Raw genomic sequence first — 2,238 nt, 5'->3', positions numbered from 1 at the left:
TGACAGTTGATCCCTCTTTCCCTGACACTTTCTTTGAATCAGGCCTGAGCCTGATGTTTTTGTTACTTGAAATCTGGATAAATCGTAACGAGTGCCACCCAGACTGAGAACTAAGGTTAGATTTTCGAACACTGGCGACTGAGTATCGTGTTCACCACGTTGCGGGGACACGGGTCTTTGGTTGCTTTCTTAGAGTGAGTGTCCCTGTTAGTTTCATCGACAGGTTAGTGGTCGTCTTTCCCTAATGGTGACTGTCCCTGTAAGTAAGTGGTTTGTTGGCTGTGTCTGTTAGTTTTACTTATGACGATATATGCCACTCATCAAAAAACCTTCTTGTATGATTACCCATCAAGGGTTTACTTTTCTCACCGGCAGCTGTGCGAGCTATGTTCTCTAAAAAACAGCTTTTTAATGGATTAGCCAAATCTAAATATGCAACTTCTGAATCGGAGGAATCTAATATAGTTTCTATTTTATCAAAAAAGTCGACTAACATGTGTCGGTTTATCGAATCGAAACTATCAACATAGTATTGGGAAAATTCAGCGCATAAGCCACACAAGGTAAATGTACCATCATCAAATTTGTTGTAATTCTCATCCGAATCCCATTGATGGCTAAACTCCGGAAATTGACAAACTAAGTACGTATACAGTTTCTCTTCACTATTCATTATTTAACTTTCCTTGCTGAGCTGTCTGGAGATCCCTCAACATTTCCTTAGCCGCATGCAAATCGCTTTTAGATGCTTTCGGGTTTTTCTTAAGCCATGAGCTTAGCGCATTGATTAGCTGAGGGGTTTTATTATTGAGATGGTCAGTGCCTTTGAATAGTTCACCTGTTTCGAATTCCCACCTTGCGGCATCAGCAGTACTACCAGTACCCATCGTTCCATGCTTTCTTAAAGTGTGTGTCCCTGTTAGTTCCTGACAGTTGATCCCTCTTTATTCTGCTATTTTCTGTCAATCAGGCCTAAGCCTGATGTTTTGTTGCTTGAAATCTAGGTAAATCGTAACGAGCGCTACCCAGACTGAGAACTAAGGTGATATTTTCGAACAATGGCGACTTAGTATCGTGTTCACCACGTTGTGGGGACTCGGATCTTTGGTTGTATTCTTAGAGTGTGTGTCCCTGTTATTTTGTCTATGTCGTCTGTCCAAAGTGCAGGAGTTGAATACTATTTACGGGCTCTCCACCATCTTCCGGAGTCGGGCCAACCCAACCACAAGGAATGCCACCAGTCAGAAAGGCTTCATACACTCTGGAAAAAATGGGCGACTTATATAAGCCTCCATAGCAAATGCCTTTTACGATATACTCAAAATAACCCTCTATCTCATTTCGAATGCCATTTTTAATAATCCAGTCTAGTCCCTTTTCATGGGAGTGTTCGCAGGTGACATCAGATAAAAAAACTTCAATATTATGGCGAGTGTAAGCACCATCAATTTTGTCAAACAGATATAGTCCGAGCCGATCCACCCCTGCTCTGTATACCTTCGCTATATTTTCTCTTTCGGTATTATTTAGTCCGGTTTCATATTGGAGCCTACCTGCTTCATCTTCCAATATTCCCGGAAAATACTGGTAAGGCAATGGTTCAGGTAAGTCCCATATTTCCTGTGATGTCATCATCTCATATGATTTCGAAACATCATGCAAATGGGGGAAGTCTAAAGTTAAGTGCTTTTCTTTTGCACAAACTCCCAACCCACCTAAAAAACCATTGCTACAGACAAGGTCATCTATCTTATCCAAGTCATTATTTTTTAAGCCGTCATTAAAAGGAAAAAGATCCGATATCATTGCCCCACCTGATTAAATACATTATTCCAATCATCAAGTGTCGCACCATCACCATTTCTCAAAGGAGGAGCTCCACTGATTAGCCTTTGCCTCGCTCTTTCTATGCCCTCAGACACTAGATTGCGCTTTGTAACGTTTAATACGTTCATGTTATCAACCCTGTCCAAGAAGGCTCCAAACGCTTCATTATAGCGACCATGACAAACCAACTTGGAACCAACTTGGGACAAACCAACTTGGGACAGACACTTTTAGAAAAAGACCCATTTATCAATTTCATACATCAGTGCGCTATTCTTCATACCCACTCACTCAACATGCAATCGTGTGTTGGCTAAGATACTGTACGTCCATTCTTCAGCTTTATTCTCTTATCCGCTATGACCAAAGCTCGCACCGCTCAGATAAATGTCGATGCCACTCCATACTATC

General features: G+C 41.5%; 3 protein-coding genes. All 3 read right to left on the bottom strand.

Annotation, left to right across the window (positions count from 1 at the left end):
• Window positions 1–298: 298 nt before the first annotated feature.
• Window positions 299–673, bottom strand: a complete 375-nt coding sequence (locus tag RN22_RS24245) for a hypothetical protein (RefSeq protein ID WP_046308498.1) — start codon at window positions 671–673, stop codon at window positions 299–301.
• A complete protein-coding gene (locus RN22_RS24240; RefSeq protein ID WP_046308497.1) occupies window positions 666–887 on the bottom strand; it encodes a hypothetical protein in 222 nt (73 codons plus the stop codon). The genes RN22_RS24245 and RN22_RS24240 overlap by 8 nt, the downstream gene beginning before the upstream one ends.
• Window positions 888–1,143: 256 nt before the next feature.
• Window positions 1,144–1,806 carry a hypothetical protein gene (locus tag RN22_RS24235; RefSeq protein ID WP_046308496.1) on the bottom strand — a complete coding sequence of 221 codons (663 nt, stop codon included), beginning with the start codon at window positions 1,804–1,806 and terminating at the stop codon, window positions 1,144–1,146.
• Window positions 1,807–2,238: the final 432 nt, after the last annotated feature.

Source organism: Grimontia sp. AD028, from assembly GCF_000973155.1.
GTDB lineage: Bacteria > Pseudomonadota > Gammaproteobacteria > Enterobacterales > Vibrionaceae > Enterovibrio > Enterovibrio indicus.
This window is presented reverse-complemented; position numbering and strand designations above follow the sequence as displayed.